The following is a 26,822-nucleotide window of genomic DNA, read 5'->3' on the forward strand; positions in this document are numbered from 1 at the left end:
CTTTCTATTACCATTTCATTTGATGACCTTTGCAAAAACGAAACTTATAATTAATACTGCATTTTGGAAGACGTCAACGCAAATCAGGAAGTATCAAATCTAACAGGAGATAAACCTATATTAGCGTCTAGTAGTCCAAATCGGATTCGTTTGGCTGTATCGCTATTTTATTTCGGTCAAGGAATTGCATTTGCATCTTGGGCAAGCCGAATTCCAGATATAAAACACGCTTTAAATCTTTCTGATGGTAAACTAGGAAGTATATTACTTGCACTTCCCTTGGGCCAGTTGATTACAATGCCGATATCTGGGCGTTTGGTAACTAAGTATGGCAGTAAACTAATTTTAACCATTACTGCTCCATTGTATGTTTTAGCATTAAGCAATTTGGGTTTAGCAACTGCACCGTGGCATTTAGCAGCCTTTTTGTTTCTTTTTGGTGTAGTCGGAAATATGTGTAACATCGCGGTAAATACACAAGGTTCTGAAGCAGAAAAGCTTTTCGGAAGGCCAATCATGACTTCCTTTCATGGTGCTTGGAGTATAGCTGGTTTTACAGGAGCATTGGTTGGGCTTTTAATGGTTAATCTTCACATAATTCCTTATTATCATTTCTGGATTATTATTGTTCTAATTTGGTTAAATGTTTTATTAAATTATAAGCATTTGGTTCTAGGTAAGGGCGCAAAAAGCGAAAGAAAGCCAAAACTATTTACCATGCCTGAAGGTGCTTTGTTGCAATTAGGCATTATTGGCTTTTGTAGTATGGCAACTGAGGGGGCAATGTTCGACTGGAGTGGCGTTTACTTCAAAGAAATTGTTAAGGCTCCAACTTCTTTAGTAATTTTGGGTTATGCATCTTTCATGGTTATGATGGCGACAGGCCGTTTTGTTGGCGATAAAATCATAGAGAATCTCGGCCGAAAAAAAACAATTCAGATTAGCGGTTTAATTATTTCTTCAGGTATGTTTCTATCTGTTTTTCTACCATACATTATCCCAGCTACTATTGGTTTCATGTTGGTTGGCATTGGTGTTTCTAGTATAGTGCCAACGGTTTACAGTGTTGCAGGTAAAAATGGCAAGGTTGCGCCAGGAATTGCTATAGCGATGGTTTCGAGCGTGAGTTACCTTGGCTTTTTAATGGGGCCGCCACTAATTGGCTATATTTCAGCACTTTCGAGTCTTCAATATTCATACGCGGTAATTGGTGTTTTTGGTTTGCTGGTAAGCTTATTGGTTGGAAAAATAAGAGCGATAGATTAGATACTATTGCTTCTTAATCATTCCATGCTCTTTTAATGCCACAATTGCAATTTCAATTAACCTTAAGTTTTCTTCCAGGTGCCCATGCTGAACCTCTACGTTAACATATGGAATGTTATTTTGCATAGCATAAACAGATAAAGAACCGTCATTTTCGACAAATTTAGATTGCAGCATCACATTTACATTCGCCTTTTTAAAGCTGTTAAAAAGCTTTAAATCTGTTACGTAGAGCATGTCATCGCCATCCATTTCGGGATTAAGATAAACAGAATCGGCTGCGCTTGCTAATTCATATCCAGGCAAGTATGAAGCTATTCCAAAGCCGCCATCTGCATTGTTGTGCAAGGTTAAAATGTAACCAGTGGATTTAGGATTATAAAAATCTATAATTTGTTTGCCAGCCGCATTTAATGCTTTTTCTACTTCATTAGAGCTAAATTCATCTTTCTTCAATCTGGTGTTGATTCCTCGCTCGGTATAGATTGCGTTTGGGTCGATTCGATAAATATCATCCATATAACTAAAGTTATAATCGCGAACGCCTCCATATTGGCAATCAATTAATTCACCGCCACTCCAGCGAATATAGTCGAAACCAGCTTTAACGCCTGTATCTTCATTATCATGAACGACCAAAAATTTTACACCATTTGGTTTATAGCTGTATTTAACCAAATTAATGTTTAAATCATAAAGATTAATGAAAGAGGAATCGGTTGTCATCGCATCGAATACTGGCGGATGTTGAGCGTTTGCGACGAATACGAAAAGTGCTAGAATTATTTGAGGGATAATCTTAAACATATTCCTAATATACAATATTGATTATATTTTGTTTGGCGTTTAGCTTTTTGCATTCGTTTTGTTGATAAATGCGAAGGAAGGGATATCCCTATTTAGTATTAAAATTACAGTTTTTTATCGCCAGTAACAAAGAAGATATAGGAAAAGCCCGATAGAATTAATCTATGAAATACAAATATTTCCTTTTAAAAAAAAAGAGCGGCCTTTGGGAAGGCCGCTCTTAAGCGATTGTTAATCTGGATGTATATAAATTTTAATGATCTAAATCTGCATCGTATTCCAAAACGTCCTTGTGGTCGTATGGTTCTTCTAGCATTTCATCAATAGTTTTTACTTTTTTGTTGAAACCAAATTTATCTAACATTCTATCGAAAACCAAATAAACTACGGGAACTACAATCAAGGTTAAGAATAGCGAACTGGTTAAACCACCGACGATAACCCAGGCCAAACCATTTTTCCATTCCGCACCTGCACCACTTGCCAATGCAATTGGAAGCATACCAAAAATCATGGCAATGGTTGTCATTAAAATCGGACGTAAACGAGCATGGTTAGCTAAAATTAAAGCATCGATTGTCGATTTTCCTTCAGCCTTCATGTGGTTGGTAAAATCGACTAAGATAATCGCGTTCTTAGCTACTAAACCCATCAACATAATAAAACCTAAAATGGTAAATATACCTAATGAGTTATTTGTTAAAGCTAAAGCTAACAAAGCACCAATTAAAGCCAATGGAAGCGAGAACATTACTACTAATGGATAGATGAAACTATCATAAAGGGCTACCATGATAAAGTAAACTAAGATAATAGAAGCTAATAAAGCGATACCTAAAGTACCAAAACCTTCGGCCTGATTTTCTTCATCTCCAGCCCATGTATAACTTACGCCAACTGGTGCTTTTAATTTACCATTGTCTTGCAATTCAATTAATTTAGCTTTAAAATCGGCCACGATTGTACCTGTTGGGCGGCCAATAGATTGTGCCTGAACAGAAACTGAGGTAGATTTATTTAAACGCTCTAACTGACTTGGACCTGAACCTTCGGTAATGTTTGCAAATTGAGATAATTTAATTTGCGCTCCTTTATCGTTAACAAAAATTAGATTACGTACATCATCAATATCTTTTCTGTTGAAATCTTGATACTGGATATTAATGTCGTATTCATATTCACCTTTTCTATATTTACCATCTGTATTACCTGCAAAAGCAGTTTGCATTGTAGAACCTACTGTAGCTAAAGTTAAGCCTACCGATGCCATTTTATCACGGTCTACCTGAACATTAATCTCTGGAGTTCCTTTTTCTACAGAAAGTTTAATCTCGGTAGCTCCTGGAATTGTAGCTAATAATTTTTTAGCACCTTCGGCATATTTCAATGCACTATCCAAGTCAGAGCCCATTACCACTAAACTAATAGGAGCATTTTCTGCGATACCCAAAATACTAATTGGCACGGTTTTAACTTTTGCTCCAACCAATTCTTTAGCTAAGGCACGACTCATTTTTGTGGCAAATACATCAGATGACATACCTTCACGTTCCTTACGCTCTACTAACTTTACGTTAATCTCCGATTTGTAAGCTGTTGCTTGCGTTCCACCAAAATCACCACTGGCCTGACCAACAGTTGTAATTAACTGAATAATTTCTGGTTGTTTATCTAAGAAAGCCTCAGCTTTTTGCGTGTAGAAGTTTGTTTGTTCTAAGGGTGCATCTTTTGGTAATTCGATTTGTACTAAAAATTCTCCTTTATCAGATTTCGGGAAAAACTCTGAACCAATAAATCCAGCACCTAATAAACCGCATGAACCTAAGAACAATACAAAAACCATAATTAGGGTTAATGCTTTGTGGCGTAAAGACCAGTTTAAGATGTTAGTAATCCAAATGGTGAATTTTTTAAGCTGTTTTTCGAACCATAAAATGAAACGACCGAACATGTTTTTACCTTCAATGTGCTCTAACTTTCCATATCTTGAGAAAAGTAAAGGAACAATGGTAAATGATGCCACTAATGAAAGTAATGTTGCAATAATTACCACCACACAGAACTGACGCAAAATGTTCGAAACTAAGCCAGAACTTACTGCGATAGGGAAGAACACCACCACAATTACCATGGTAATCGATACAACAGTAAAACCAATTTCTCTTGTCGCATCAGAGGCTGCTCTTACTTTGTTTTTACCCATCTCCATGTGTCGCTGGATATTTTCCAATACCACAATCGCATCATCCACCAGGATACCTACCACGAGTGATAGACCCAATAACGACATTAAGTTTAGCGTATAACCGAATAAACTAATACCAATAAAGGTTGCAATTAATGAGGCTGGAATTGATACCATTACAATTAATGCATTACGCAAACTGTGCAGGAAGAAAAGCATTACAAAAGCTACCAATACAACCGCAAGAATTAAATCGTGTATTACCGCATCCGCCGATTCTAATGTGAAAATCGAACTATCGTTTACAATTTTAATGTCTAGCTTTTGTGCACCATATTCCGTTTTAAGTTTTGCAATAATGGCATGTACACCCTCACTCACTTTTACTGCATTCGCATCACTTTGTTTAATAATTTGAATGGCAATAGATGATTGTCGGTTAATACGGGCCAGTTTCTCGGTTTCTTTTTTCGAATCCTGAACATCGGCAACGTCGCCTAAACGAACTTGCGCACCGTCTTTAGACGTCATTAAAACTAAGTTTCTTAACTCTTCAAGGCTTCTGTATTTACCAGATAAACGAATTAAAACGTCTTGGTTTTGTGTTTTAACACTTCCAGTAGGGAAATCTAAGTTTGAACTTAAAATTAATTGCTGAACTTGAGGAACAGAAAGATTGTATCCTTGTAATTTAGCTGCATCTAGTGCAACCTGAATTTCGCGTTCAGAACCACCTACAAGGTTTACCTGAGCAATACCGCTAACCCTAGAAATTACGGGAGCAATTCTTTGATCAATTAAATCGTAAAAACTGACATCATCCATGTTTGCCGAAGCTGTCATGGTGATTACTGGTAAATCATCTAAAGAGAATTTACTAAGTGAAGGTGTTTTTACATCATCTGGTAAATCAGAAAGGATTGCGTTAACTTTACGCTGCGCATCATTTAATGAAATATCGATGTTTGCTGCATCTGTTAAAGTAATGGTTACAACCGATAAACTTTCATAAGAAACTGCGTTTAGTTTCTTGATGTTTTCCATCGATGATACGGCATCCTCAATTTTTTTGGTTACTGTGTTTTCAACCTCTGCTGGCGATGCACCAGGGTAAATGGTTGATATAGATACTACGTTGTTCGAGAATTTTGGAAGTAATTCATAACCCAGCGAAAAGTAACTTAACAGCCCCAGTAAAGTAAGTGCGGTAAATACCACAATTACCAGCGAGGGCCTTTTTATAGATATGTCTGTTATTTTCATTTTAATTTTTTATGTTGATATATCATGATCCTTCGACAAGCTTAGGACGACAAATTGTAAACTAACTTATTTAACAATGCTTACAGCAGTGCCTTCAGCTAAGTTGATTTGTCCACTGGTAATTACAGTTTCACCTTCTGTTAATCCATTAATAACTTCTACGTTATCACCCAAAATTCTACCTGTAACAACTTTTCTTATTTTAGAAGTGTTATTCGATTTATCATAGATAAAAAGTTGATTACTACTTACACTACCTGCAAAAGATGTACGTGGCACTAAAATACTTGGCGCTTGTTTAGGGAAATTAAATACTGCAGTTCCATACATACCAGCTCTTAAACTGTTTTTTGTATTGTTAGATACTTCAATCTCGATTGGAAAGTTTAAAGTTGCATCTGCTTTAGCAGCGATAAAAGTGACTTTTCCAGAGAATTTTTCGTCAGGGAAAACAGTTGATTTAATATCAATTTTATCGCCGATTTTTAAACTTGCAACCTGCGATTCGTTAACGTTAACTCTTAACTTCAATTTAGAAACATCAACAATTTCGAATAACTGTGTTCCTTGAGCTGTAACGAAAGCACCAACTTCAATGTAACGTTTGTTTATAATACCATTAATTGGAGATTTGATATTTGCATCGCTCAATTTTCTTTGAGAAGCCTGTAAACGCAATTTTGCATTTCTGGTTGCTAATTTAGCTTGATCTAATTGTTGTTGAGTTACGCCACCAGTTTCGTATGAACTTTGGTATCTGGCCTCATCTCTTTTAGCATTATCATAAGAAGCTTGAGCAGTTTCTCTATCTGTATTGATGATTTCAGCATCTATACGAGCTAAAACCTGTCCTTTACTAACACGGGCACCTTCATCAACATAAATCGCCGAAACACGACCAGCATTTTCTGATAAAAAGTTTAATTCCTGTTTTGGAATAAAGTTTCCGTTTGCAACAAAATCCAAATCAACAACTTTTTTCTCTACAGTAGCAACACGAACGGCTACAGCACCACCACCTTCAGCAATGAATGCAGTTTTTGCTTCGTTCTTCTTTTTATTGTTGCTTAAAACATAAGCTATTGCACCTAAGGCAACAACAACTACGATAATTATGGTAATTACTCTTTTCATTTCTATTTTACTAGCGATTTAATATTTCCGTTTGATTTTATTAATTGTATTTCGGCTACTTTATAATTTAATAGCGCTTGGGTATAACTGTTTTGAGCTTCTGTTAATGCGTTTTCTGTATCGATTAAATCGGTTAAAGAAGCTAAACCGTTATTGTAGTTATTTTGAGTGCTTTTGTAAATCTCCTGCGCTAAATTTGCATTTTTCCGTTGCGAATTAATTGTGTTCAGGTTATTACGTAACTGGATTTTTGCATTCTCGTAAGCCAGGTTTAAAGAGTTTGTAGATTCTTTTCTGTCTTCCTGTGCTTTTCTGATATTAACATCTGCCTGGCGAATTTTTGAACGGGTTAAAAAGCCATTGAAAATTGGCACCTTTAACGTTAAACCAACTGCCGATGAACCAAAACCAATTGCTGTAGCATTTGTGTTTAAGAAATCGAAACCATTACTTTGGCTTGAATAAGTATAGTTTCCTGTTAAAGCTAAGGTAGGATAGTACTCTGCTACATAAGCTTTGCGTTGTAGCGACAAAAGTTTATCCTGATTATCTAATAGTTTAACTTCTGTGCGACTAGCCAAATCAATCGAATCGGTTAAAACGGGAAGTTGTGTAACCTCAGTCAGCTCGGTTGCAGGCAAGCTGATAGGTGTTGAAACTGGCATGCCCATCGAGAATTTCAATTGATTTTCCAATTGGGTAATTCCATTAATAACCTGCTCACGTTGTGTATTCAGATTAGTTAGATTTACATTAATCCGATCCACATCGATTTTTCTTGCCAAACCATTTTTATATTGGTTACCTACAATTTTTTCTACAACCTTAACATTTTTAATGTTTGTGTCGATTACATTTAATTGCTGTCTGTTTACCAAAACCTGGTAATAATTATTGGCCACTAATTCTATAATCTGCTCTTCAGTTAACTGAGAAGTAAGGTTATAATATTCTTCGCTCGATCTTGCAGCTTGTAAACCTGTAAATACCTGTTGATTGAATAATTGCTGAGACAAATTTACACCAGCACTCGAATTCCATTTCTGGCCGAATTTAAGGGTTTGTAATTGTCCGCCAAAATCAACCACCTGTTGGCCGATTATAGGGTTATAAGTTAAACCAGCTGTACCAGAAACTGTTGGTAAAGCTTGTGCTCTTACTTCTTCTACCTTGTACCTTCCGCCTTCAATATCAAGCTTTGCTTTACGCAACCTCGTGTTGTTTTGGAGCGCAAAAGTTAGCGCATCTTTTAGGGTTAGCTGTTGTTGTGCAGCAACCAATTGCGGTAAAGCCATGCCGATAATCAGGACGAGCATTAATTTTACCATTTTTACTCTAAGCATAATGTATTGTTTTTTTGTTTTTGGGTTCCTATTTATTATAATCAGAGTTAGTATCTGGTTTTATGTAGATGCCTTCTCTAATCTCTTATTGGCTTTTGTCTTAATTTTTAAGCTTAAGTCTTTTAGCCTTTATTCGCACTTAAGGCCTTTTGTAAAAATAGATGAAAGGTCTTTTTGCTTTTGTGTCATTTTGTTCAATGCTTTTTTATCAGGAAAAATGTCCTTTCCAGTTTCCATTACGCACATGGTTGTTAAACCCATCAAGCTTTCTAAGTATAATTCCGAAACATGTTTCATGTCTTCGTGCTCAATTTCTCCTCTTTGTTTGGCTTTTCTGAAAAGCTCAGCGAAAAAATCTTTTTCTAAATCTTTTAAAGAAGAAAGTTTACTCTTTATAATTTCATCATTTAAAAGATCAGGAATTCCTTCAGCAATTCTTAACATGTAATATTTTTGAAAAAATGTATTTCTAATATCAATGGAGTTAAATAATATGGTTTCCAACGGTAACTCCAGGTTTAGTTTTTTTGTTAGTGTTTCATAAAAATCTGTAAACACTCGCTCAATAACGCCTAAAATCAAATGCTTTTTATCGGGGAAATAATAGTAAAGCGATGGTTTCGATACTGAAAGATCTTCAGCGATATCATTCATCGTAGTCTTGTTAATACCAAAATGGGTAAATCGCTTGATAGCGCCATCAATAATCTGTTCTCGCTTTTTATCGGCTACAATCATTTTACTTTTCTACTTTCTGACTTTTTTAATATTTTAGTCAAAAATAGAGGTAAAATCTCATTAGTTAATCAAACGATTGAAAAATTGTCATTTACTTACAATTCAATGACAGTAAATGATATTGTTGTTGATTTCTATGCATTTACGAAAACTGTTCTAAATTTCTAATATTGAGTTTGTAACTATTTTTAATAATTTAGCTAAGTTTTTGGATTGTTTTTTGTACTTGTTGAGTAATTTAATTTCAGCAAAATGAAGATACTTATCAAGAAAGAAAACCTTTTAATTCTTCTATTAATTTCGGTTATCGCGATTTCATGTACCAAAAAAACAGATAAAGATAGAGCAGAAGACCTGGTGAAATTGAAATACGAAAGTTCTGATCAAAAGCTTGATTTCGAAAACTCGAAGTTAGATAGTCTTTATAATATTTCGCCAAAAGCTTATGCCAATAGCCTAAAAAGAGGACACGATTTGGATTCCGTTTTATCAGTTTTAGAAAGTGAAATAGAACATTTAAGCCAAAAAGAATCGGATAGTGTTGGTTTGATTAGTACTGCTTTAACTAAAGAAAGGTATAGTTTATTAGATTTGGCAAAAAAGAAACCGACTTTCATTGGCTGGAAAATGTCTGGCGTTAAAATAAAAGGAGAATCATCAGTAAGCCTGAGTTTTAATTTTGATAAAGCAATTACCAGAATAATTCCTTAATTATCGAGTGTCCAATTATGGTGCAACCATTAACAAACCTGAAATTTTATTTTACTTTTGCTGCATATCCATATTGCCATGCTTCAAATACAAGAAAATATTTCACTCAGACCATATAATACTTTTGCTATCGATGTCAAGGCTGCATTTTTTGTAGAAATATTTAATGAGGTCGATTTAAAAACGTTATTTGAAAATGAAATAACCAAAAATCAAAAGCTTTTAATAATTGGTGGTGGAAGCAATGTATTATTTACAGAAGATTACAACGGACTGGTTATCAAAATAAGTATCAAAGGTATCGAATCGGAAGTAGACGGTAATGATATAAAGGTTACTGCAGGTGCAGGAGTTGTTTGGAACGATTTTGTAAATTATTGTGTTGCGCATAATTTCGCTGGTGTAGAAAACTTAAGCCTTATTCCTGGAACAGTTGGCGCATCGCCTATTCAAAATATCGGTGCCTATGGTGTCGAGTTAAAAGATGTTTTTGAAAGTTGTACTGCATTTGAAATTAAAACGGGCGAAATTAAAACCTTTAGCTATAACGATTGTCATTTTGGTTATCGCGAAAGTATTTTCAAAGGCCTATTAAAAGGACAGTTCATTATTACAACTGTAACTTTTAGTCTAAAAGCCGAAGCCGATGTAAATACATCTTATGGAGCGATTGAAATAGAATTACAAAAAAGAGGTATAAAAAATCCTGGCATAGCCGATGTTTCTGCTGCGGTTTCGCACATACGTGTTAGCAAACTTCCTGATCCATCAACGATAGGAAATGCTGGTAGTTTCTTTAAAAACCCTGTTATAGAGAAGTTTGAATTTGCAGATGTTGTAGCAAAACACCCCGATGTGGTACATTATGCTACAGCTGATGATCGAATTAAACTTGCTGCTGGTTGGTTAATAGAGCAATGTGGCTGGAAAGGTAAAGTAGAGGGGCAAACTGGAACCTGGAAAAACCAGGCTTTAGTTTTGGTTAATCACGGAAGTGCCTCAGGTAAAGAAGTGTACGATTTTTCTGAACTAATTATAGACAGTGTAAAGTCTGCTTTTGGGGTCACTTTAGAACGTGAAGTAAATATCCTGTGACGAAACCTTACATAGGAGTTAATTTTTGATTTTGTTGCCGTGCCAAAAAACTTTGGTACTAAGTTTGTTTAAGCTAAAGTGAAAATGGAGAACAGTTCATTTGTTTTTAATCCTTACCCTAAAGCTAAAAATCATGACAAAATTCGAATTTGACCATCTAGTTAACCACCACTCTGTATCCCTTAGATCTTATGCTTTAAATTTCACAAAAGATGCTGAAGATGCAAATGATTTAGTTCAAGATACAATGCTTAAAGCAATAACATATTATACTAAATTTAAAGAGGGTACTAACTTAAAAGGTTGGTTATTTACGATAATGAAAAATACTTTCATTAACAATTACCGTCGTTTGGTAAAAACTAATACACTAATTACTCAAAGCGAAGATATTTCTTCTGCGAATCTTTCATATAGTGCCTCTAAAAATCAGGCTGAAAGTAAATTTGTATTAGGCGATATTGATAAAGCATTGGCACAATTACCAGAAGAATATTACGTGCCATTTATTCGTTATTTCGAAGGTTTTAAATACCATGAAATTGCAGATATGTTAAATATTCCAATTGGAACCGTTAAAACACGTATTCACGTTGCAAGAGGTATTCTTAAAAAATACCTTAAAACATATTCTAAAGATATAGCTGTTGCAGAAATGGCTTAATAACACATCAATTGAAAAACTGAGGCCCCGAAATTTTCGGGGCTTTTTTTATGTCAAAAATTTAACATTCTAACTCTGCTAAATTTATAGTTTAGCAACAAATAAAATTAATTTATAATGAAAGAACAGGCCTTAGAAATAACAAACCCAGAGGGCATTTACGATCCAAGAGCGCATGGTTATTCTCATGTCGCATCAGTTTCAGCAAAAGATTTACTTGTTTTTGTTGCTGGCCAGGGCGGTAGTAAAACTGATGGAATTTTAAGTAATGATTTTAGGACACAAGTAAAAATAGTGTTTGAAAATATTGAAATTGCTTTAACTAGTAAAGGTTTGAAAATGCAGAATATTGCTAAACTTACAACTTTGGTAGTAAATTATGACGATGAAAAACATCAAGTTCTTATAGAAGAATCTAATAGGGTATGGCCAGATTTAAAGTTTCCTGTTAATACTTTAATACCTGTAGCAAGATTAGCTTTAGATGGTATGCTAATCGAAATTGATGCAACTGCTGTAAGTTTTTAATTTTGGGAATGGAAAAGAACGAAAGCAAAAACGTTTTTAAAGTATATAATAAGATAGCTAATTGGTTTGCTGAAAACAGATGTGTAGACTTAATAGAACAAAATTATCTTGAGGCGTTAATTTCTGAAATAAAAAGCAATGCTAATGTGCTTGATATTGGTTGTGGCACAGGTAAACCAATTCTTGAATATTTATTGAACAAAAATTTAAATATTATTGGGGTTGATGCCAGTAAGGAAATGTTAACAATTGCCCGAAATAATTTTCCAACAACTGAGTTTGTTTTAGAAGATATGCGGAAACTTGCATTGAATAAAAAATTTGATGCAATAATTGCCTGGCATAGTTTTTTTCATTTACCTGCAGCTGACCAACCTAAAATGTTCGAAATTTTCGAATCTCATATTAATCCAAAAGGAATTTTATTATTTACATCGGGTTCAGAAAGGGGTGAGGCTTGGGGAATTAATGGTGGCGAAAATCTTTTTCATGCTTCGCTGAATACGGATGAATATCAGCAGCTTTTAAAGAAACATAATTTTGAAGTTTTAAATCATATTGTAAATGATGAAAATTGCGGGGGCGCTACAGTTTGGATGGCAAAATATAATCCCTAACAAAATAAATGATTTAACTTTGTAGCATGAGCGAACAAAAAAATAATCCCTTACATGGAATTACACTCGAAAAAATTGTAACTGACCTTCAACTACATTATGGCTGGGAGAAATTAGGCTCATTAATTAGGATAGATTGTTTCAATAATAACCAGAGCATTAAATCGAGTTTGAAGTTTTTGCGAAGAATGGATTGGGCCCGCAAAAAGGTAGAGGATTTATACTTGGATACTTTTCATAAATAATTATATTGGGTTGCAACCCTTTAGCTTTATTTCTCGTCATAGGTTTATATCAACTCGTAAATCTAAAATGAAAAACTACACAATCTTTTTATTGCTGCTTCTATTTTTTAGCAGTTGTTCGTTATCTATCCATTCTGTAAGCAAAGGTAAAATCGATACACCTTCGAAAGAAAGTTATCAAGTTACCTATCTGGCTAATTTTAATGATAGTTTTGTTAGTAAAATTAGTTTTACCAATGAATATGGAGATGTAGAAAATGCTAAAGAAACTATCAAAAGTTGGAATAAAACAATTGTAATTAAGGCAGGTAAGCATGTTAAATTTTCAATTGTAACAAAAGGCAACCAAGCAAGAGGCGAATACAAAGTTTTGGTTGATGGAAAAATTTTAGATCAACATATTTTAAGTGGCAAGAAACTAAAATATAATTTCGAATTCGATTTGCCGTGATCCATCAAATCCCTCATTTACACAAAGCAAAAACGGTTACTGCTAAAGTATAATACAAGCTTAAAATTAAATAGATGAAACCTCGGCATAGTCGGGGTTTTTCTTTTTAAAAAAAAAATGCAGATTTACTGTCACACTTTACATATTCCTGCGTCTTGTATTTTGTAAAGGGTTTAAGAATCGTTTTACGCAAATCCAAACAAAAACTATAAATCTGAATATGAAAACTATTTTTTACGTAATCCTATGCGTTTTATCTACGAAGGCTTTCGCACAACAAAGTATCAGTGGAAAAATTTTAGAAGAAAAAACCAATCAACCAGTAGAGTATGCAGGTGTTATTTTGACAAGCAAAGCTGATTCAACAAAAAAAGTAGGAGTAGTGACTAATCCTGCTGGTGAATTTGTTATTAGTGCTATCGCTAATGGCGAATACAAAATTAGAGTTTCGGTTGTTGGTTATAATCCTTTGGTTAAAAATATTACTGTAAATAATAAGCCCTTAAACTTGGGCGTATTGAAAATTAAAGAAGATGCAATTAATCTTAAAGATGTATCTGTAAATGGCAAACTTGCCACTGCTACAATAAAAAAAGATACAGTAGAATTTAATGCCGATGCTTATAAAACGCAACCCAATGCAGCGGTTGAAGATTTATTGAAAAAGCTACCAGGTGTAACTATAGATAAGGATGGAAGCATTTTGGTACAAGGGCAAAAGGTTACACGTTTAACCGTTGATGGGAAAGATTTTTTTGGTACAGATCCAAAAACTGCTACTAAAAACTTACCTGCCGATGTAATTGCCAAAGTGCAATTAATAGATAGCAAAACGCTCGAAGCAAAAGCAACGGGCATTGACGATGGGCAGCGAGAAAAGGTTTTAAACTTAACCATTAAAGAAGACAAGAAGAATGGTTGGTTTGGTAATGCGAACTTATCGGGCGGAACTACCGATCGGTATAATGGTTATTTAAGTGCAAATCATTTTAAAAAGAAAATGCAATTTGCCATTTTGGGGATGAGTAATAATGTAAGTAATGCGAGTTTTCAATATGAAGATTTAAGCAGTTTCACAGGCGGTAATCTTGGTAACATCTTTGCGCCTCCAGGCGGCGGAGGTTTTTCAATAAATGTAAATAATGGCCGTACAACTATCGGCGGCTCTGGTGTTTTTGATAACAGCGCAATGGGCGAGGTTACCACAAATAGTGGTGGTTTAAATTATAGTAACAGTTGGGGTTTAAAGGATAAACTTTCGTTAAGCAGTAGTTACTTTACTTATTTTAGTAAAGGCTTGGGTAATAAATTATCTAATCTTCAAGATGTCAATCAAAATGATGTTTTAAGAACTGATGAAACTTCGAACCGAAATTCTGATAATCAGGCACACCGTTTCAATTTTAAATTAGAATTCCATCCAGATTCGTTAACAGATTTAGCTTTTCGTTCGAATGCGATTCTAAATTATACAACAAATATTAACAACCGCGTTTTTAACTCTACGTTTGATTTGGCAGGAAAAATTAATGATGGAAATCAGTTTCTTAATCAGAAAAACTCTACACCAGCTTTTTTCGGAGAACTATCTGCTACCCGCCGATTAAAAAAAGGATCAATTATTATTGGCTTAAATGGGTCGCAAAATACCTTTAACTCAAATTGGTTAAATAAGTCTTTAATTAATACATATAATGGAAGTATAGTAGATGTTACCGATTTAAATCAGCAAACGGAACAGGAAAATGCATCTAAAAACTATAGTGTTGCGGTGAATTATATTCGTCCGCTTTTTAATAAGAAATGGAGCGGAAATATTGCATATATGAATAATGGAGGCTACGTAGATGCGCAACAAATTACATTCAATTATAATCCGTTAAATAATTCTTATAACACCATTGTTCCTGATTTTTCGAATACACTAGAGAATAAAACATGGTCGCAAACGGCTCGTTTAGGGTTAATTTATAACAGAACAGAATGGACATATAATCTTGGTTTGGGCTTTCAGGAAACAGGTTTAGATGCTTCTACTTTTAGTGCAGCGGGTGTAAATACCAATAATATTGAGCGTAGATATTACAATATTCTACCACGATTAAATATTAATTTTAGAAGTAAGACTAAGCAAACCCTACAATTAAACTACAATGCGAATGTAAGTCTTCCATCGGTAAATGATTTACAGCCTGTTCAAAATAACAGCAATCCATTATATCAAAGACTGGGTAATCCAAATTTGGAAGCAAGAAAAAGTCATCGTATGTCAATTAACTTTAACACCTTTAGTGCCGATAATAATAAATACTGGAATGGTTATTTTCTAATTAACTATGCTTTGGATGACATTGGCAATAGTATTAACTATGTAAAAGGTGTTCAGTACGTTCAGCCTGTAAATGTTGATGGAAATTATTATATCAATACAGGTACGTTTTTCGGTATGCCAACAAAGTTGAAAGGTATGCGGATGGGATATGGTGTTAATTTATTTCTTTCTCATACTTCGTCTTTCATCAGCAACGAAAAGAATACTACCGATCGGTATAATATTGGACCAAATGCTAATATTAGTTATGATATTGATAATAAATTAAATGCTGGAATTTATTTAGGTGTTCAATATAGTAAAGTAAATAATTCATTGCCAGCTGCGCTCGATAATAAGTATTTCAACTTTTCTAATAGCGCAAGTTTAAGCTACGAATTTATTAAAAACACAAGGTTAAATACCGAGCTACAGCATAATGGCACTGCAGGAAGAGCAGATGGATTTAACAACAATGTGTTTTTACTGAATGCTGGTTTAGAGCAATATTTTATGGAGAGAAGAATAACGTTGGCATTAAAGGGTTTCGATATTCTAAATCAAAATACAAATATTGATAGAACGATTAATGGAAGTAGGATAGAAGATATACGTTTTAATACCATTACCAGATATTTCTATGTTTCTTTAAATTATAAAATCAGTAAAGTAGGGGCAAGCAAGGAAAGGAGTAATCCGAGAAGTACGGTGAATTAAAACATTTTGGGTTAAAAACTTGATTAAGGCTTATGAAATTTCATAAGCCTTAATTTTTATATCTCTTCTTTCAAACTAATAAAGCAATTCTACGCTAACATATTCTTCATACAAATCTGAGGAGGTTGAACCTCATAAGTTGTTATAAGCGGAAGATTTAAATCGAATAAATTTCGTTTAGCCAAATGATATCTGCCTCTCCAAACAAGTTTTTTTGTGTTGTTATTCTCAATTCAAAATAAACCTGATTTCCATTCTAAAGATTTTGACCATGATTAAGCTTTAGTTCAATTTTTATTTTCCAATATAAGAACAAGCAGGTCTTAACAAATTTTAACGCAAACGATTGATAAAAACCTGTTTTAGATTTATTTTTTAGTCAAAAGCTACAAGAAGCAAGCAATTAGAGGCTAGTAATAAGTTTAAGGCGATGAAAAACCTACCTAGATAAAGCTTAGAAACAGTAATGCTCTTAAAAATGCTGAATTCAAAATAATTTAATCAGAATTGATTTTAGGATTCTCATAAATGTGTTGGTTTGATCAAACGTTTGCGTGGAGTTTGTTGGTTTTTAATGTTTTCAATCACATAATTTAGAATTTAATTAGGATTTAAAAGTTCCTAGTAATTAGCAGATAAGCTGAAATTCCAACTAAAATTTTAACCAACTAATCAACTGTATTATGCTGTAATGTGATCAAATTATTAGTATCAATTCCAAAACAAACTAACTAACCATTTTAAACTGTAATTCTATAATGAAAAAGTTATTTCTATTATTTTTTCTAAGTGCTTTTGCTATTTTAGCCAGGGCACAAAATCTACCAATAACCGGAACGGTTAAGGATCTAGAAGGCACACCGATCCCAAGTGTGTCTGTAAAAGTTAAAGGCACTACTCGTGTTTCATCTGCCAACTCTTCTGGTTATTTTAGTATTGAAGCAAAAATTGGTGAGGTCTTAACCATTAGCTATGTTGGCTTCACTTCTAAAGAAATTGCCATTACCAGTCAATCTCTGGGAGATATTACACTTGCAGAATCAACTGAATCACTGAATGAAGTTGTTGTTGTTGGCTATGGTGTTCAAAAAAGAGAAAGTTTAACGGGAGCATTAAGTACCATTAAAGGGAGCGCATTAAAAAACATCACTTCCCCAAATGTACAAAATCTCCTTGCTGGTAAAGCTCCTGGTTTATTCGTTGCGCCAGGTTCTGGAAGACCAGGCTCAGCAGGAGCAGTAATCATTCGTGGGCAGGCTACTTTAGGTGGCACAACTAGTCCGCTATGGGTAATCGATGGTGTAATTATCGGCTCTAGTCCTGGAGATTTAAATCCAGAAGACATTGAGAATCTTACCGTATTAAAAGATGCCGCATCAACTGCAATTTATGGTTCTCAAGGCGCAAATGGCGTAATCATTGTGACTACCAAAAGAGCCAAATCGGGACAAATGACAATTGACATCTCATCCAGAGTAGGCATAACACAACTTACAAACGGTAATCTTCAAGTAATGAATGGTGCTGAATTATATGATTATTTTGCATCATTCTCCAACGCAAATACCATTAGTTTCCCTAGGTGGAAACCAGAGTTACGCAACAGCAATTTCGATTGGTGGGATTTAGCAACAAAAGAAGGCTTTAATCAAAATCATAACATTTCCTTTCAAGGTGGAACTGAAAAGTTACAATCAATGCTATCTATTGGTTTCTATGACGAATCAGGAGCTATAAGAGGATATGATTACGAACGCTATAATTTTAGGTTTAATACCGTTTACAAGCCTTATAACTGGCTTACCATTAAACCATCATTGGTTGGAGCCCGCCGTGGTGTTGTGGATAAACAATATTCTGTAACATCAATATATTCGAATTTACCATGGGATAGCCCATATGATGCCACTGGAAATTTAGTTCCTCATCGTTCGAGCACCTGGGTAAATAGCGTGTCTACCAACTACCTGTATGATTTACAATGGAATAAAGGTTCTAATACGAACTATGAATTGATGGGAAATTTTGATTTTGATATCAAAATAACGAATAAATTAACTTTCTCTTCTGTTAATAATTATAGGTTTAATACCTATTCGGCCAGTAGTTATACCGATCCCCGTTCAAATGGAGGGTTAAGTGTAAACGGGCGGATTACTGAATACAGAGATGAGTACACACGTCGTTATACCAATCAACTTTTAACTTATAATAATTCTTGGGGAAAGCATAGTCTAAATTCAGTTGCAGGATATGAATTTAATGATTACAGAAGTAAATCATTAGATGTTTACGGAACTGGATTAATTCCAGGATTTGAGGTGTTGGATGTTGTGTCTAAGCCCGAACGAACTAAAGGAGGCATTAGCGAATGGGCAGTACAATCTTTGCTTTTTAAAAGTAGTTACTCTTATGATGATAAATACCTGGCACAAGTATCATTTCGTAGGGATGGCGCATCGAATTTTGGCAAGAAATATGGAAACTTCTTCTCGGTTGGAGCAGGCTGGAATATTCACCGCGAAAATTGGTTTAACGCTAAGTACATTAATAACTTAAAACTTCGTGCTGCTGTTGGTACTGTAGGTAACCGTCCTAGTTCATTATATCCACAATTCGATTTATACGCTGTAAATCCAGCGGCGAGTTATAATGGGGTTCCAGGGCTTTTAATTAGTCAGCTAGGAAACGAAAACCTTACCTGGGAAGAAACTTATACTAGCGGCTTAGGTTTAGATGCTGCTGCTTTTGATAACCGACTTAGATTAAACTTAGATTTCTATATTAAAAACACCAATAATATTCTTTACAATGTGCCTATTTCGGGTTTAACAGGGGTAACTAGATTGTACCAGAATGTTGGTAAAATGAGAAACCAAGGTATAGAGATCGCACTTGGAGGTGATATTATTCGTAACAAAGACTTAACATGGAGTCTGGATATGAATTTAGGACACAACGTTAATAAGCTTACCGATATATACAAAACCAGAAACTTGGATGGCAGCTACACAGCCAAGCCAATTATTGTAGATGATGGTTTAGGTATAGCTGGTTCGGCTACCCGAATACTACAGGTTGGCTTGCCAGTGGATACATACTATATGCCAGAATGGGCAGGAGTTAATCCAGATAATGGTTTACCTCAATGGTATAAAGTAACCAGAGATGCGAATGGAAATGAAATAGACAGAACAAAAACATCTACTTATGCTCAAGCTACTCAAGAAAAATTATCAAAAGCATCACCTGATTTCTTTGGTGGTATTACAACTGCCTTAACCTTTAAAAAGTTTGATTTAAATGCTGTTTTTGGTTATTCAATAGGCGGGAAAATTTACAACTATTCACGTCAGGAATATGATTCGGATGGAGCTTATACGGATAGAAACCAAATGAATTTAGTTGATGGTTGGAGTAGGTGGCAGAAACCTGGAGACATTGCAACCCATCCTATAGCTCGATATAATAATCAAGATAAAGGCAACTCTATGTCTTCACGTTATTTAGAAAGTAGCGACTTTTTCAGAATGCGTTCATTGGCACTGGGTTACAGTTTCGATTTGAAAAAATATAAGGTAAGAAATTTAAGGGTGTTTTTATCAGGAGAGAACTTGTTTGTTATAACCAAATATTCGGGTGTAGATCCAGAATTACCTGCTAACGATGGCGCTGTTTTATTTTCTACAGGACCATCGGTTTATCCTATGTCAAGAAAATTTATGTTCGGTCTTAATGCTTCATTCTAAATAAAATAAAAATGAAAAAGATATTAGTTATCATCTTTGCAACAATTGCTATATCATCTTGTAAGGTTGACAGAGGGCCATATGGATCACTGCAATCTGAAAAGATAAATCAAAATCCAGAAGAATCCATAGATGGGTTACTTAATGGTGTATATGCACAGCTTAAAGCCTGGTCAGATCCAATGCATCGTTTAGGCGAATATGCGGGCGATAATATGATGATCAGAGGATCCTCTACAGATCCATTTTATGAATTTATCTCCTTTGCAAGGACCCCAAATAATTCAAGACTAACAACTTTTTGGGATAGTGGTTACAAGGCCGTTGCTCAAGCATCAAATGTCATTAACTTAATTCCACAAGGTAAAAATGCCACACTTGACAGTAAGTTAGGAGAGTGCTATTATGTTAGAGGAATGATGTATTTTTATTTGGTTCGTGCTTTTGGCCGCCCATACTACCAAAGCCCAGAAACCAATTTAGGCGTGCCTATTGTGAACGGTACACCTAAAGATGTTATTAATTTAAATTTACCAGATAGATCTACAGTTAAGGCAACTTACGAACAAGCAATTTCTGACTTAAAAAAAGCAGAAGAGTTAATTACTGTTAATAAAGGACCTGTTTTTGCTTCTAAAGGTGCTGCACAGGCTATGCTTTCGAGGATTTATCTTTACATGAGCGGAACATATGAAAATCCCAATCAAGCTAATGCTCAGCTGGCTGTAGATTATGCGAACAAGGTAATCGCTAGTTCAACTACTTATAGCCTGTTACCAAGGGATCAGTTTATGAAATACAATACTTTAACACCTGAAAACAACAGAGAAACTATCTTTGCAATTAAGCGTGTCGCATCAGAGTTCTCTGGTTCCGATCATTATTATGGTATTGGTGGTATGTACTCTAACATTGGTGGCCAGGGTTGGGGAGAAATGTATGCAAGCGCAAAATATATTGGTTTGTTAAATGAAACAGGTAGAAATGATTGGCGACCAGATAAATATAAAATTGTTGATGCCAGAGCTGCATTTATAGAGCCAACTTATTCGAAAAATGCTGCAGGTGCATATACTGAGGTGTTTAGATTTATTAAAGATGATGCAGGTAATGTAGTAAACTATGTGCAGGCAACTGTAACTAGAAATGGAAATACAATTACTTGTACTGAAGGTACCGATGTATATACACTAACGCCATTAAATGCGGCGCAAGAAAGTTATACCATAAATTATAAAAACGGAAAAACTTACACTGGTTTTATTGATTATTTTATAACACTGAATCGTGTTTATCCACAATTCTACATTGTTAAAGATTCGCGTGAAGGTGAAGATTCGCAATTACATTCTCCTGTAATTAGCAGGTTAGGCGAGGTTTATTTGAACAGAGCCGAGGCGTACGCTAAATTACAGAGATTTACCGAAGCACTTGGCGATTTAAATACGATAAGAACACGTTCTATTGTTAATGGTGGATATGCTTCTTTAAATGCTGCAAACGCAGGAGATTTAATTGATAAAGAAAGACAATTGGAACTAGCTTATCAGGCTGAGCGTAGCTTTGATGTATTCCGCAATGGAAAAGAACTTAGCCGTCAGTATCCAGGGCCTCAAAATCAGAATGTAAGTATTGTAGCTACTGATTTTAGAGTTATATATTATATTCCTCAGAGTGCGATTAATTCATACCCAGGAAAATTAACTCAAAACCCAACTCAGTAATAACTGAAAAATATAATTACTGATAATATTTCGAAGAGGCTGATCATTATTTATGATTCAGCCTCTTTGCATTTGTATTATGCATACTAATTACTTAAACTTTTGCTAAATTTTAGCCCTGCAGTTAATGTTTGTTGCAGAGTTGGTTGTGATCTAAACCCGATATACGCGTAAAGCCGCCGATTTTTCTTCGGCGCTTGAAGCATTAGCGGGGCCGAACCCAACAAAAGGATTGCAGCAATTGTTTTTCAAAAAAAAATCTTCGCACAGGTATATAAAATGCTGAAGCAGATTTGATAGGACGAATGCGCAATCTTGAATGTCTGGATTTACAACTGCTTCATGCTCAACTTAAAACTTATTACTTACTGCGTAAAATTTTTTATGATAACCCCTTGATTCTTAAAAAGAATTGTTCTACTTTTGCAGTCCGTTTTATGGGCTATCTGTAAGGATGCCGGGGGAGCGGTAAATAATTAAATAAAAAATTAAAAAAGCACAATGCCAACCATTCAACAATTAGTTAGAAAAGGTAGAGTAGCACTGGAGTTCAAGAGTAAGTCTCCAGCGTTGGACAGCTGTCCACAGCGAAGAGGTGTATGTACACGTGTGTACACCACTACCCCTAAAAAACCAAACTCAGCAATGCGTAAAGTAGCCCGTGTTCGTTTAACGAACGGTAAAGAGGTTAATGCATACATTCCTGGAGAAGGTCACAACTTACAAGAACACTCAATCGTTTTGATTCGTGGTGGTCGTGTTAAAGATTTACCAGGTGTACGTTACCACATTATTCGTGGTGCATTAGATACATCAGGCGTTGCTGGTCGTAACCAACGTCGTTCGAAATATGGTACTAAACGTCCTAAACCAGGTCAAGCAGCTGCTGCACCTGCAAAAGGAAAGAAAAAATAATCGGGAGGAAATAAGAAATGAGAAAGTCAAAACCAAAGAAGAGAATTATTCTTCCTGATCCAAAATTTAACGATGTTCAAGTAACTCGTTTTGTAAACAATATGATGTACGATGGAAAAAAATCTATCGCTTATTCTATTTTTTACGATGCTGTTGAAATTGCTGAGAAAAAAGCAGGTGAGAACGGTTTAGAGATATTCAAACGTGCTTTAACTAACATTATGCCAGCTGTAGAGGTTAAATCTCGCCGTGTTGGTGGTGCTAACTTTCAGGTTCCAACTGAGGTTAGACCAGAGCGTAAAACAGCTCTAGGTATGAAATGGTTAATTTTATACGCTCGTCGTCGTGGTGAAAAAACGATGAAAGAGAAATTAGCTGGCGAAATCGTTGCTGCTGCTAAAGGTGAAGGTGCTGCTGTTAAGAAGAAAGAAGATACGCATAAAATGGCTGAGGCTAACAAAGCGTTCTCTCACTTCCGTTTCTAGTAGTTTATTTACAAATTAGTAAGATTACACAGATTTAATTAGAAGATTATACTGATTAGATAAATTACACCGATTTGTTGTTTAACATAATCGGTGTAATCATTTAAAATCAGATAAATCAACAAAAAAATATAATGGCAAGAGATTTAAAATTTACAAGAAATATTGGAATCGCGGCTCACATTGATGCAGGTAAAACTACAACAACTGAGCGTATTCTTTATTATGCTGGTGTAAGTCATAAAATTGGTGAAGTGCACGAAGGTGCTGCAACAATGGATTGGATGGCACAAGAGCAAGAGCGTGGTATCACGATTACTTCTGCTGCAACTACGGTTGATTGGAATTACAGAGGTCAAAAATATCATGTTAACGTTATCGATACACCAGGACACGTGGATTTTACCGTAGAGGTAAACCGTTCGTTACGTGTATTAGATGGTTTAGTATTCTTGTTTTCTGCAGTTGATGGTGTTGAGCCTCAATCAGAAACTAACTGGCGTTTAGCTAATAACTATGCAGTTCCTCGTATTGGTTTCGTTAACAAAATGGACCGTTCTGGAGCTGACTTCTTAAAAGTTGTTAAGCAGGTTAAAGATATGTTAGGTAGTAATGCAGTTCCATTGCAATTACCTATCGGTTCTGAAGATGCATTTAAAGGTGTGGTTGATTTAATTAACAACCGTGGTATTGTTTGGAATGAGCATGATAAAGGTATGACCTTTACTGAAGTGCCAATTCCTGATGATATGTTAGATGAGGTTGCAGAGTGGAGAGAAAAATTACTAGAATCAGTAGCTGATTATGATGAGACTTTGATGGAGAAATTCTTCGAAGATCCTAACTCAATTACTGAGCGTGAAATTTTAGATGCTTTACGTGCAGCTGTTTTAGATGCTAAAATTGTACCTATGGTTTGTGGTTCATCTTTCAAAAACAAAGGTGTACAAACTATGCTTGATTACGTGATGGAATTATTGCCTTCACCTATGGATAGCGAAGGTGTAATTGGTACTAACCCAGATACTAACGAAGAAGTTTTATTAAAACCAAGCATTAATGAGCCATTTGCAGCTTTAGCATTTAAAATTGCAACTGACCCATTTGTAGGCCGTTTATGTTTTATCCGTGTTTACTCGGGTAACTTAGAAGCTGGTTCTTATATTTATAATGCTCGTTCTGAAAACAAAGAGCGTATTTCTCGTATCTTCCAAATGCATGCTAACAAGCAAAACCCAGTGCCTAACGTTGCTGCTGGTGATATTGCTGCTGTAGTTGGATTTAAAGATATCAAAACTGGTGATACACTATGTGATGAGAAACACCCAATCGTTTTAGAATCTATGGATTTCCCTGAGCCAGTTATCGGTTTAGCTATTGAGCCTAAAACTCAAGCTGACGTTGATAAATTAGGTATGGGCTTAGCTAAATTAGCTGAGGAAGATCCAACATTCAGAGTACAAACTGATCAAGAAACTGGTCAAACTGTAATTTCTGGTATGGGTGAGCTTCACTTAGATATCTTAATCGATCGTTTAAAACGTGAATTTAAAGTAGAGGTTAACCAAGGTGCACCACAAGTAGCTTACAAAGAAGCTATTTTCGGTACAACTCAACACCGTGAAACATACAAAAAGCAATCAGGTGGTCGTGGTAAATTCGCGGATATCCAAGTTGTTATTTCTCCAATCGATGCTGATTTCGAAAAAGGTGGTTTACAATTCGTAAACGAAATTACAGGTGGTTCAATTCCACGTGAATTTATTCCTTCAGTAGAAAAAGGATTTGCTGCGGCAATGGCGAATGGTGTATTAGCTGGTTATCCACTTCCAGATATGAAAGTACGTTTGATTGATGGTTCATTCCACGCAGTCGATTCAGATGCTTTATCATTCGAGCTTGCTGCTCGTATGGCATATCGTGAAGCTTTACCTAAATGTAAGCCAACTTTGATGGAGCCAATCATGAAAATCGAAATCTTAACCCCTGAAGAAAACATGGGTGATGTAATCGGTGATATGAACCGTCGTCGTGGTCAATTATTAGGTATGGATACTCGTAACGGTGCCCAAGTAATTAAAGCAACTGTGCCTCTTTCTGAAATGTTCGGTTATGTAACTCAGTTACGTACAATCACTTCAGGACGTGCAACTTCTACAATGGAATTTGACCACTACGAAGCTGCGCCTAAAAACGTACAGGATGAAGTAATTGCTAAATCTAAAGGAAGAGTAAAATCTGAAGACTAATTCTTAGTATTGAGACAAAAGTATCAAGTATCAAGATGGATTATCGATCTTGATACTCGATACTAAATACTTGCTACTAAAAAAGATAAATCCGATTCCTGTTGTTAATAGCTCTAACAGGGAATCATAATTAAAAATAAGATGAGCCAAAGAATCAGAATTAAATTAAAATCTTACGATTACAACTTAGTAGATAAATCTGCTGAGAAAATCGTAAAAACTGTTAAACCTACGGGTGCAGTTGTAAGTGGACCAATTCCACTTCCTACAGAGAAAAAAATCTTTACTGTATTACGTTCTCCACACGTAAACAAAAAAGCTAGAGAGCAATTCCAATTATGCGCTTACAAACGTTTATTGGATATTTATAGCTCTAACTCTAAAACAGTTGATGCTTTAATGAAACTTGAATTACCTAGCGGTGTTGAGGTTGAAATCAAAGTTTAATTGATTTTAAATCGAATTGAAAAGGTCTTGATGCAAATCAAGGCCTTTTTTTGTTTAAATACTTTGAAACAAAAGCCAGATTATTAGGTTTTATTAATATGACAGATCCGAAAGAGAAAGATGAAAATTTACCAGTCGAGGGTCAGGATTTTGCTGATCCTAAAGAAGAATTAAATGAAAAACCTTCATCTCATGGAGAAGTGGGTAATCAAAAAGGTGGAGATTTTTCTGAGTTAGAAAAAAGTAGAATGGAACATCCGCCTAAGCAACGAGATGAAAATGGCTCGGAGAAAGATGACGCGGACAAATTAATAGGATAAAATTCCTTTTAAATTATATAGTACGGCAGTTATCTTCAAATATCTGGCTGCGAATTAGCAGGGTGAATTTTATATATCTACACTAATTTGAAGTAAAAGTTAGTATTTTACCTCAAATTAATGTAGCGTTAATCGAATAATTAATTTTTCAATAACCTATCTTAATACAAATCACTAGTTTGATTAAAATCTTGCTTTATTTGTTCTCCAAATTTTTTAGCCTTTTCCATATATTCTGGTGCTTGATCTTTTAAATCATCTACTAATGATTTTCCGTCAATATCTCTTTTTTTAGTAGCGTACTTGTAGCCGTACACAGCGGCTGCGCCAAGTATTACATATTTTAATAAACTCATATTGTATTTTTTTAAATTCCTGTATTTAACACATCGTCCTCACTTCTGCGGACTATTTTATTTTCTTTAAAATCTTCAGAAGAACTTCCAGTACCACTTTCAGCGCTTTTAACTGTAGGATTTTTGTCTTTACTGTGATAACTATCGTCGCTTAAAGAATCTTTGCCTTGCGTACCAGTATTGTCGAATCCATCTTTCACAGTAATTTTTCCAATCGTTTTCTTTATTTTATTGGCTTTGGCAGTAGTTTCCTTTCCAAAACTGGTTACTTCTCCATCATCGTTCCCTTTTTCATATTGCTTTTGAACATCTGATTTTTCCTTCGCCTTTTCGTCAGAACCAACATAGCCTTCCAAATGTTCTGCCTTATTATATATGTTCGTTTTCATTAGCATTTGTATAAAGTAATTATAAAACACATTAAGTTCCAGATGGTTTGAATAAAACTAATTTTAATAATTAAGGGTTGGCGTTTTTTAGTAAATAATTTCGTTAGCATTTT

At 35.0% G+C, this 26,822-nt stretch carries 23 protein-coding genes; 16 read left to right on the forward strand and 7 right to left on the reverse strand.

Annotated elements, in window-relative coordinates:
- Nucleotides 1–63: 63 nt before the first annotated feature.
- Complete coding sequence (locus ABD692_RS05765) at nucleotides 64–1,266, forward strand: MFS transporter (RefSeq protein WP_344765762.1); 1,203 nt, start codon at nucleotides 64–66, stop codon at nucleotides 1,264–1,266.
- A 3-nt stretch (nucleotides 1,267–1,269) separates the two neighbouring features.
- Here ABD692_RS05765 and ABD692_RS05770 read toward each other — a convergent pair whose 3' ends face one another.
- The 5 genes from ABD692_RS05770 to ABD692_RS05790 all read right to left on the reverse strand — a co-directional run bounded on the left by ABD692_RS05770 (nucleotide 1,270) and on the right by ABD692_RS05790 (nucleotide 8,736).
- Nucleotides 1,270–2,073 (reverse strand): hypothetical protein, encoded by an 804-nt coding sequence (locus ABD692_RS05770; protein ID WP_344765764.1) that lies wholly within the window; start codon nucleotides 2,071–2,073, stop codon nucleotides 1,270–1,272.
- A gap of 253 nt (nucleotides 2,074–2,326) precedes the next feature.
- Nucleotides 2,327–5,521 (reverse strand): efflux RND transporter permease subunit, encoded by a 3,195-nt coding sequence (locus tag ABD692_RS05775; protein WP_316764669.1) that lies wholly within the window; start codon nucleotides 5,519–5,521, stop codon nucleotides 2,327–2,329.
- Between the two features lie 66 nt (nucleotides 5,522–5,587).
- Nucleotides 5,588–6,655 carry an efflux RND transporter periplasmic adaptor subunit gene (locus ABD692_RS05780; RefSeq protein ID WP_344765766.1) on the reverse strand — a complete coding sequence of 356 codons (1,068 nt, stop codon included), beginning with the start codon at nucleotides 6,653–6,655 and terminating at the stop codon, nucleotides 5,588–5,590.
- A gap of 2 nt (nucleotides 6,656–6,657) precedes the next feature.
- A complete protein-coding gene (locus ABD692_RS05785) occupies nucleotides 6,658–7,998 on the reverse strand; it encodes a TolC family protein (protein WP_316764663.1) in 1,341 nt (446 codons plus the stop codon).
- A gap of 129 nt (nucleotides 7,999–8,127) precedes the next feature.
- A complete protein-coding gene (locus ABD692_RS05790; RefSeq protein WP_344765769.1) occupies nucleotides 8,128–8,736 on the reverse strand; it encodes a TetR/AcrR family transcriptional regulator in 609 nt (202 codons plus the stop codon).
- Between the two features lie 252 nt (nucleotides 8,737–8,988).
- On the opposite strand from ABD692_RS05790, the gene ABD692_RS05795 reads away from it, so the two are divergent.
- The 15 genes from ABD692_RS05795 (at nucleotide 8,989) to ABD692_RS05865 (ending at nucleotide 25,964) form a co-directional block, all read left to right on the forward strand.
- Complete coding sequence (locus ABD692_RS05795; protein WP_344765771.1) at nucleotides 8,989–9,447, forward strand: hypothetical protein; 459 nt, start codon at nucleotides 8,989–8,991, stop codon at nucleotides 9,445–9,447.
- A gap of 78 nt (nucleotides 9,448–9,525) precedes the next feature.
- Nucleotides 9,526–10,542 (forward strand): UDP-N-acetylmuramate dehydrogenase, encoded by a 1,017-nt coding sequence (murB, locus tag ABD692_RS05800; protein ID WP_344765773.1) that lies wholly within the window; start codon nucleotides 9,526–9,528, stop codon nucleotides 10,540–10,542.
- Nucleotides 10,543–10,675: 133 nt separating this feature from the next.
- Nucleotides 10,676–11,206 carry an RNA polymerase sigma factor gene (locus ABD692_RS05805; protein ID WP_316764649.1) on the forward strand — a complete coding sequence of 177 codons (531 nt, stop codon included), beginning with the start codon at nucleotides 10,676–10,678 and terminating at the stop codon, nucleotides 11,204–11,206.
- A gap of 117 nt (nucleotides 11,207–11,323) precedes the next feature.
- Nucleotides 11,324–11,734 carry a RidA family protein gene (locus ABD692_RS05810; RefSeq protein WP_344765776.1) on the forward strand — a complete coding sequence of 137 codons (411 nt, stop codon included), beginning with the start codon at nucleotides 11,324–11,326 and terminating at the stop codon, nucleotides 11,732–11,734.
- Nucleotides 11,735–11,742: 8 nt separating this feature from the next.
- A complete protein-coding gene (locus tag ABD692_RS05815) occupies nucleotides 11,743–12,351 on the forward strand; it encodes a class I SAM-dependent DNA methyltransferase (RefSeq protein ID WP_344765778.1) in 609 nt (202 codons plus the stop codon).
- Between the two features lie 26 nt (nucleotides 12,352–12,377).
- Complete coding sequence (locus ABD692_RS05820; protein ID WP_316764639.1) at nucleotides 12,378–12,596, forward strand: VF530 family protein; 219 nt, start codon at nucleotides 12,378–12,380, stop codon at nucleotides 12,594–12,596.
- 67 nt (nucleotides 12,597–12,663) lie between these two features.
- Nucleotides 12,664–13,047, forward strand: coding sequence for a hypothetical protein (locus tag ABD692_RS05825; protein ID WP_344765780.1), 384 nt, complete (start codon nucleotides 12,664–12,666; stop codon nucleotides 13,045–13,047).
- 220 nt (nucleotides 13,048–13,267) lie between these two features.
- Complete coding sequence (locus ABD692_RS05830) at nucleotides 13,268–16,075, forward strand: TonB-dependent receptor (RefSeq protein ID WP_344765782.1); 2,808 nt, start codon at nucleotides 13,268–13,270, stop codon at nucleotides 16,073–16,075.
- Nucleotides 16,076–16,833: 758 nt separating this feature from the next.
- Nucleotides 16,834–19,824, forward strand: coding sequence for a SusC/RagA family TonB-linked outer membrane protein (locus tag ABD692_RS05835; protein ID WP_344765784.1), 2,991 nt, complete (start codon nucleotides 16,834–16,836; stop codon nucleotides 19,822–19,824).
- Nucleotides 19,825–19,835: 11 nt separating this feature from the next.
- Nucleotides 19,836–21,548: a RagB/SusD family nutrient uptake outer membrane protein gene (locus tag ABD692_RS05840; protein WP_344765786.1), complete on the forward strand. Its 1,713-nt coding sequence runs from the start codon at nucleotides 19,836–19,838 to the stop codon at nucleotides 21,546–21,548.
- 501 nt (nucleotides 21,549–22,049) lie between these two features.
- Nucleotides 22,050–22,463: a 30S ribosomal protein S12 gene (rpsL, locus tag ABD692_RS05845; RefSeq protein WP_010599925.1), complete on the forward strand. Its 414-nt coding sequence runs from the start codon at nucleotides 22,050–22,052 to the stop codon at nucleotides 22,461–22,463.
- A gap of 17 nt (nucleotides 22,464–22,480) precedes the next feature.
- Nucleotides 22,481–22,948, forward strand: coding sequence for a 30S ribosomal protein S7 (gene rpsG, locus ABD692_RS05850; RefSeq protein ID WP_056097505.1), 468 nt, complete (start codon nucleotides 22,481–22,483; stop codon nucleotides 22,946–22,948).
- A gap of 134 nt (nucleotides 22,949–23,082) precedes the next feature.
- Nucleotides 23,083–25,197 (forward strand): elongation factor G, encoded by a 2,115-nt coding sequence (gene fusA / locus ABD692_RS05855; protein WP_316764622.1) that lies wholly within the window; start codon nucleotides 23,083–23,085, stop codon nucleotides 25,195–25,197.
- A 141-nt stretch (nucleotides 25,198–25,338) separates the two neighbouring features.
- Nucleotides 25,339–25,644: a 30S ribosomal protein S10 gene (gene rpsJ, locus ABD692_RS05860; RefSeq protein ID WP_008244591.1), complete on the forward strand. Its 306-nt coding sequence runs from the start codon at nucleotides 25,339–25,341 to the stop codon at nucleotides 25,642–25,644.
- Between the two features lie 50 nt (nucleotides 25,645–25,694).
- Nucleotides 25,695–25,964: a hypothetical protein gene (locus ABD692_RS05865; RefSeq protein WP_344765791.1), complete on the forward strand. Its 270-nt coding sequence runs from the start codon at nucleotides 25,695–25,697 to the stop codon at nucleotides 25,962–25,964.
- 161 nt (nucleotides 25,965–26,125) lie between these two features.
- Here ABD692_RS05865 and ABD692_RS05870 read toward each other — a convergent pair whose 3' ends face one another.
- Both ABD692_RS05870 and ABD692_RS05875 read right to left on the reverse strand, forming a co-directional pair.
- Nucleotides 26,126–26,320, reverse strand: coding sequence for a YtxH domain-containing protein (locus ABD692_RS05870; protein ID WP_316764616.1), 195 nt, complete (start codon nucleotides 26,318–26,320; stop codon nucleotides 26,126–26,128).
- A gap of 11 nt (nucleotides 26,321–26,331) precedes the next feature.
- The gene (locus ABD692_RS05875; RefSeq protein WP_344765794.1) at nucleotides 26,332–26,709 is read right to left on the reverse strand and encodes a hypothetical protein; all 378 of its coding nucleotides are present in this window, start codon (nucleotides 26,707–26,709) and stop codon (nucleotides 26,332–26,334) included.
- Nucleotides 26,710–26,822: the final 113 nt, after the last annotated feature.

The organism is Pedobacter ginsengiterrae, assembly GCF_039537385.1.
In the GTDB taxonomy this organism is placed as follows: domain Bacteria; phylum Bacteroidota; class Bacteroidia; order Sphingobacteriales; family Sphingobacteriaceae; genus Pedobacter; species Pedobacter ginsengiterrae.